Annotated in this window: 1 protein-coding gene; it reads left to right on the top strand. The window is 31.7% G+C overall.

Going from position 1 to position 545, the window contains the following annotated elements; translation table 11 throughout:
* Positions 1–545, top strand: a 545-nt coding sequence (locus ACGTN6_RS20950) for a condensation domain-containing protein (protein WP_394595038.1), incomplete at both ends; no start/stop codon positions are given.

Genomic DNA, 545 nt, shown 5'->3' with positions numbered 1-545 from the left:
AGATGATAAAAAGTCAAACATGACGAATGGAATTGAAGTAATTCCTAGGTTGGAAAAAAAGGAACAAATGAAACTATCGTTTTCACAGCAAAGGTTGTGGTTTCTCCAACAACTTGACCCAAAGGATGTTTCATATAATATTTCGCTTTCGTTTGAAATATTGGGCCTTTTAGAAATTGCTTCCCTTGAAAAAAGTGTAAATTTGCTTCTTAAAAGACATGAAAGTTTAAGAACCACCTTTGAAATAGTTGAAGGTGAACCAGTACAAAAAGTAGAAGAATTCAATGAAATTAAATTGCCTATTCACGATGTTGAATCAACTGTTGAAGCTAAAAAAGTAAGTGAAAACCTATCGAGAGAACCATTTGACTTAGAAAATGGCCCTTTGTATAGACTACAACTTCTTAAAGTAAATGAAGAACACTATGTTTTATCTGTTACCATCCATCATATAATCTCAGATGGTTGGTCTATGGGGATTATAGCTGAAGAGATTTCGAATAATTACAAAAAAATAAAAAGTAACAAGCATTTTATTCAGAGTA

Origin of the sequence: Halomonas sp. B23F22_20 (genome assembly GCF_043496985.1) — a bacterium.
GTDB lineage: Bacteria > Pseudomonadota > Gammaproteobacteria > Pseudomonadales > Halomonadaceae > Halomonas.
The sequence above is the reverse complement of the archived record's forward strand: the minus strand, read 5'-3'. Positions and strand labels throughout refer to the sequence as shown.